This window comes from Caldalkalibacillus thermarum, assembly GCF_014644735.1.
In the GTDB taxonomy this organism is placed as follows: Bacteria; Bacillota; Bacilli; order Caldalkalibacillales; family Caldalkalibacillaceae; genus Caldalkalibacillus; species Caldalkalibacillus thermarum.
This window is the reverse complement of sequence record NZ_BMKZ01000078.1, coordinates 1-5,002: the sequence shown is the minus strand read 5'-3', so window position 1 is coordinate 5,002 and position 5,002 is coordinate 1. Positions and strand designations below refer to the sequence as shown.

At 47.4% G+C, this 5,002-nt stretch carries 5 protein-coding genes and 3 pseudogenes; 1 reads left to right on the top strand and 7 read right to left on the bottom strand.

The features are described from left to right. The 3 genes from IEW48_RS16130 to IEW48_RS16120 form a co-directional block, all read right to left on the bottom strand. Nucleotides 1–255, bottom strand: a 255-nt coding sequence (locus IEW48_RS16130; RefSeq protein WP_268236586.1) for an exonuclease domain-containing protein, incomplete at its 3' end; no start/stop codon positions are given. Between the two features lie 32 nt (nucleotides 256–287). After that, nucleotides 288–1,256, bottom strand: coding sequence for a DUF294 nucleotidyltransferase-like domain-containing protein (locus IEW48_RS16125; protein WP_188624650.1), 969 nt, complete (start codon nucleotides 1,254–1,256; stop codon nucleotides 288–290). Further along, a complete protein-coding gene (locus IEW48_RS16120) occupies nucleotides 1,253–2,557 on the bottom strand; it encodes an ammonium transporter (RefSeq protein WP_188624649.1) in 1,305 nt (434 codons plus the stop codon). The genes IEW48_RS16125 and IEW48_RS16120 overlap by 4 nt, the downstream gene beginning before the upstream one ends. A gap of 367 nt (nucleotides 2,558–2,924) precedes the next feature. On the opposite strand from IEW48_RS16120, the gene IEW48_RS17560 reads away from it, so the two are divergent. After that, the gene (locus tag IEW48_RS17560) at nucleotides 2,925–3,032 is read left to right on the top strand and encodes a phosphosulfolactate synthase (protein ID WP_308747497.1); all 108 of its coding nucleotides are present in this window, start codon (nucleotides 2,925–2,927) and stop codon (nucleotides 3,030–3,032) included. 352 nt (nucleotides 3,033–3,384) lie between these two features. On the opposite strand, the pseudogene IEW48_RS16115 reads toward IEW48_RS17560, so the two are convergent. From IEW48_RS16115 to IEW48_RS17270, 4 genes and pseudogenes are all read right to left on the bottom strand, one after another. Next, a pseudogene (locus tag IEW48_RS16115) lies at nucleotides 3,385–3,495 on the bottom strand (helix-turn-helix domain-containing protein); the annotation flags it as partial. 78 nt (nucleotides 3,496–3,573) lie between these two features. Then, on the bottom strand, nucleotides 3,574–4,350 hold the full coding sequence (locus tag IEW48_RS16110) for a methyl-accepting chemotaxis protein (protein WP_188624648.1): 777 nt from the start codon (nucleotides 4,348–4,350) through the stop codon (nucleotides 3,574–3,576). Nucleotides 4,351–4,461: 111 nt separating this feature from the next. Beyond that, nucleotides 4,462–4,689, bottom strand: a pseudogene (locus tag IEW48_RS17275) (protoglobin domain-containing protein); the annotation flags it as partial. Nucleotides 4,690–4,743: 54 nt separating this feature from the next. Beyond that, nucleotides 4,744–5,002, bottom strand: a pseudogene (locus tag IEW48_RS17270) (transposase); the annotation flags it as partial.

Below are 5,002 nucleotides of genomic sequence, written 5' to 3'. Positions count from 1 at the left end.
ATCCTCTTCCAGAATGTGCTGGCCAACGGCACGCACCGCTCCTATGGACAGGATGCGATCCCCTTGTTCAGGAAAAAATCCTGTCGTCTCCACATCAAAGACGACCACAGGCAGTTCGTTCAGGGGCCGTTTTAAGTAGTTCTCCTCCCGCAGCTCCTTTTCAAGCTGGCGTAAAAAGCTGGCTTGCGGCCACACCTCTCTCTTTTCTCTGCTGCTGAGAGCGGCATAGAGATGTGAACCCACCCTTTCCGACAATTGTTTCATCCTCTAGGCAACAGCTTGAAACTTCACCACACGGTCCCTCTCTTTAACCATTGTCCCGTACGCCGGTATAATTCAGCTCCTTTCCTTATCAGGTGCTTCAACTCTTTTTTCTCCTCACGGCTGAGGTCAGTCACCCTGATATAGCCAGGGTGATTGGTGACCCCCGCTCTTTGGCGGTAGGCCATGAGCCGCTTGAAGCAAGCCTGGTATGTTTCCAGCCATCCATATAAAGCAAGTGCATACAAACGTTCCAAGCGGAGGACGGTAGAGGTTTCATGCACACTCTCTCTGATGGCCAAAAGGCGTGCGGCATTAATATATGGAAACAATCCAGTTTCTTTTAGATTGATAGCCCCCGCATGAGGACCTTTTTCCTCAGTCAGAAACTGTCCGAACAGACCCAGCCCTTTCTTCAACCATGCTGTGTTTTCCCACAGACGCAGCAAAATGGCGGGATTCTGTGCGCAGTAGCTATACACCCGTTCTCTCAAATCATAGACCAGCTGAGCGTCGCCCACAAGCGTGCGGGCATCCATAAAGATCAGGACATAACGTAATGACTCCCACCTCCCTTCCATCAACCATTCTTGCAGTTGGAGGTCCCAGCCAGATAAGGAGCGACACCATCTTGGATTGGAACTCATCACTTGGCCTATACATAAGGGAAATCCCTTCTGTTCAAGTTGAGCGCTGATTTCCCGGCCAAGAGCGAGAAAATAGCGTTGGATCTCTTCATCATCTTGATCATATACAAGGCCATGATCCTGGTCACTTCCTGGCAGATGCTCTCCTCGGCCGGCGCTGCCCATCACAAACCAAGCAAAAGCAGCCGGCGGAGTACCCTCTGTGCATTTCACAGCTGTGACAGCCTGACTGACGGCACTGAGGATATCCTCATCACCATCACCGTTGAGACAGCCTGTTGATAGTGTCAAAGCGGTGTATTTTCCCGCTTTGAGCTGCTGATGTGCTGTGACCGCACTTTTGGTCATTGCGAATGGGCACCCTTTTTTGACTGTACATGAACATCAGATAGTGTGTTGGCAGCCAGTTGCACCATCTCTGGATACCCATAGCTGCCATGCTGACTTAAATCCAAGCCCAGTAACTCTTCCTCTTCCGTCACGCGCAGCGATCCTACAACGGCTCTAATGACCAGCAGCAGGATGACAGAGGTTAGAAACGCATACAGTCCTGCTGAGACAACTCCCAATGTTTGCACACCCAACTGAGTCAATCCTCCCCCGTACAACAGCCCGGGCAACCCGCCGTTCATGGCAGCCAGTTCCGGCGTGGCAAAGAAACCTGTGGACAAGGTGCCCCACACCCCAGCCACACCGTGCACTGACAAAGCAAAGATGGGGTCATCAATTTTGACTTTATCAAAGAACTTCATGCTGTAATAGACAATCACACCGGCTATCAGTCCGATCAGCACCGCTGCCCACGGTTCAACAAAGGCACAAGAGGCAGTGATGGCCACCAGTCCGGCCAAGGCGCCATTTAACATGGTTGGTAGATCCGCTTTGCCGGAAAGCATCCAGGCGGTAAATAAGGCCGCGATGGCACCGGCAGCCGCCGCAAGATTGGTGTTCAGCGCGACAAACCCAAAAAATCCTTCATCAACACCTAATGTGCTTCCTGCATTAAAACCAAACCAGCCTATCCAGAGCAGCAGAACACCTAAAGCGGTATAAACCTGATTATGACCATGCATATCGTTCGCTGTGCCATCTTTGTTGTACTTACCAATCCGCGGTTTAAGCAGTATGGTGGCAGCCAGTGCAGCCATAGCTCCTGTCAAGTGCACCACAGTGGAGCCGGCAAAGTCTTGTTTTTCTAATCCTGCCAGCCAGCCGTCTCCCCAAATCCAGTGGGCTACAACCGGGTAGACAAAAGCTGAAAAGAAAATGGCAAATAAGATGTAAACCGACAGTTTGGCCCGCTCGGCAAAACCGCCGAAAGCGATGGTGAGTGCAATCCCAGCAAAAGCGAGTTGAAACATAAAGTCAATTGAACCAGGCAAACCATCAACCACCGAAGTAAAATCGCCGTAGAAGAAATCCGAAAAGCCGATAAACAAATTACCTTGACCATAGATAAAGCCATAACCTACAGCCCAAAACACAAGAGAGGCAATACCGAATGTAAAAATAGTTTTGCCAGCGATATGGCCGGCATTTTTCATCCGCGTTGAACCTGCCTCAAGGAGAATAAATCCCCCTTGCATCAGGATGACCAAAATCGTGGCCACCATCACCCACAGTGCATTCAGGTAAAACAACTCTCCCATTTCCGATCCAACTCCTTTCTTTGTTTTACATGAGCAGCACACGTCGCACCGCCCATTTAACGTAAATATAGTTAACATTTAATGTTAGTTATATTTTCACATCTTAGTCGTTATGTCGCAACTAATCTGTAAGATAATTTGACATAGATTTTGTAAGTTCAAGCGTGCAATTTTTTGGTCACTTCATGATTGGAATGCTGTTTGTAACTGGAACCACTTGCTGTCCAGCAGAATAAAATGTGCTAGCTAAGATGGGGCAGATGCCCAGAAAGGAGTGCTTATCTGTTATGAATCAGCATTCATTATCCTTGCCACCCAGGCCAGCTAAACCCAGAACATGCGGGTTAACCATAGTTATTGATAAGGGATGCCTGTCGGTTACTTCAAGGACGTCATCAGCACCCACGCCGGCTATATTGATTTTGTCAAATTTGGCTGGGGAACTTCCCTTGTCTCCTGTCTCCGACTGTCTTGAAGAAAAGATAGGCTGTTTAAGAGTCAATAACGTGGCTTACTTTTTTGGGGGAACTTTGTTTGAGCAGTTCCTGCTGCAGAAAAAAGTAACGGATTATTATCATTTCTGCCTCCAGCACGGCTGCCAGCATGTTGAGATCTCAAATGGCACGGTTCCGCTGAGCAACAGGGATAAAGCCATTTTCATTGCTGATTTTGCTCATGAGTTCACCGTTTTCAGTGAAGTGGGATATAAGGACCAGCAACGATCCCGGGAGCTCCATCCTTCCAGGTGGATTGAGTATATCGAAGAGGACTTACAAGCAGGAGCAGCGATGGTAATCACCGAGGCAAGGGAAAGCGGAACAAGCGGAATATGCAGAGAAGGTTTTCCGATCGATCCCCAATTCCCTCGCAATATCGGAAATACTCATTCCCCTTTCATACATCTCTTTGATCATAAAAAATTCCCCTCTCGTAATCATGAACCATAGCTCCTCTCATTGACACTATGGTTCTATTGTAAGTGGGGAATTTTACTTTGCTACCTCTGGTCCTGGCAATCAAATCTGGGTGCTCATATCTTTCAATTGATCGGAGGAGAGGGCCACCTTTTCTGATGCTTGCGCAATTTCAGACATCACTTGTTCAAAGTTTTCTAACTCACCTTGTATATGCACGATTTGTGCTTTGTTCTCTTCAACCGCTAGCAAAATATCTTTAAAGGCCAGACCGGTCTCTTTCATGCCGGTATTACTTTGTTTTATTAATTTCTCGATAGTGGTGTTAAGCTCTACCACTTTAGTGATTTGTTGATTGGTTTGCTGAATGGCTGCGGCTACACTGGCTACAGATTGCTTGGTCTGTTCAGCCAACTTCCGCACTTCATCAGCAACAACTGCAAAGCCGCGTCCATGTTCCCCTGCTCTGGCTGCTTCAATGGCTGCGTTCAGCGCTAGTAGGTTAGTCTGATCAGCAATGTCTGTCACAATATTAATTACTTGCTGAATATCATTTGATGTCTCCTCTAAGCGGTCCATTTCTGTGGTAATGGCCTCCACACTCCGCTCAATCTGGGTAAACAATTCCTGTTGCTCAGACAATTGTTTGTGACCGCCTTGCGCTTTTTCTTCAACATGACTGCTGTGGACACTTCCTTGGTTGGCCATTTTAACAATCTCTTTCGACTGAGCGGCTAATTCTTCTAAAGAGGCTGTCAAATTCTGTGAGATGGTGGCCAGTTCTTCTGCCGCTTTGTGAACCGAATCTTTCATGTTTTGTTTGTCTTGTTCAGTTTGGACGCGGAGTTGTTCAAGTTGTTGTTCATATGAAGTTAGCACAACCTGTTGCTCTAAATTAAATAACTTGCTAACGACCAGGATAGCTTTGGTATAATCCTCACGGCTGGATAGTGTTTCCTCAAGAGTATTCGTAATTGAGGTAAACAGGCGTTAGAATGAAGCGATATACCATTTTGGCTCCAGTCCAATCTGTACATGGGTCGTGGCGACTCGCATCCTTTTTTGCATAAAGGCTTCATCAATATGCCCTGCAAAAAGTTCAGTTAAATGAACGCGCAATGTTTCTTTTAGCCACTCAACAGAACTGTGCTGTTCAATGAGGTTCAACAATTCCGGTATTTCAGTCAAGCCGCCATAAAAAGCATCGGTGATCTTGTGACTATGTTGGACAATCATTGGTTGCAATGCTTTGGCGATGACCAGATCCTCTTTGTTTAAAATGGCTTGCACCAGCCCACCGTGCTGATCCGAGATGATCAAGTCCACTCCCCGGAGTCCCCGGTCTTTCAGCCATCCGAAGAACTCGCTCCAGCTGGACTCCGATTCACTGTTTCCGATTTGCAAGCCAAGAATTTCTCGATATCCTTCCTCATTCACTCCTGTAGCGATCAACACGGCTCTGGAGCGTACTCGTCCATCCTCCCGGACTTTCGTATAAATAGCATCTACTAGCACAAACGGATACACGTGT

Coding starts and splice junctions, on each gene's coding strand:
- IEW48_RS16125 (WP_188624650.1), bottom strand. CDS start 1,256: ATGACCAAAAGTGCGGTCACAGCACATCAGCAGCTCAAAGCGGGAAAA.
- IEW48_RS16120 (WP_188624649.1), bottom strand. CDS start 2,557: ATGGGAGAGTTGTTTTACCTGAATGCACTGTGGGTGATGGTGGCCACG.
- IEW48_RS17560 (WP_308747497.1), top strand. CDS start 2,925: ATGCCTGTCGGTTACTTCAAGGACGTCATCAGCACCCACGCCGGCTAT.